At 60.3% G+C, this 204-nt stretch carries 1 pseudogene; it reads left to right on the top strand.

The window, feature by feature from the left end:
* Window positions 1-204, top strand: a pseudogene (locus B2W52_RS13310) (electron transfer flavoprotein subunit beta/FixA family protein); the annotation flags it as partial.

Raw genomic sequence — 204 nt, 5'->3', positions numbered from 1 at the left:
TCAACGAGCCGCGCTACGCTTCCCTGCCGAACATCATGAAAGCCAAGAAGAAGCCGCTGGACGTGAAAACCCCGGCTGATCTGGGCGTTGATATGACCCCCCGCGTGACCATCGAGAAGGTGGAAACACCGGCCGAGCGCAAGGCGGGCGTTATGGTGGGCTCCGTGGACGAGCTGGTCGAGAAACTGAAGAACGAAGCGAAGG

This window comes from Marinobacter sp. UBA2498, from assembly GCF_002341575.1.
Classification (GTDB): Bacteria; Pseudomonadota; Gammaproteobacteria; order Pseudomonadales; family Oleiphilaceae; genus Marinobacter; species Marinobacter manganoxydans.
This window is presented reverse-complemented; position numbering and strand designations above follow the sequence as displayed.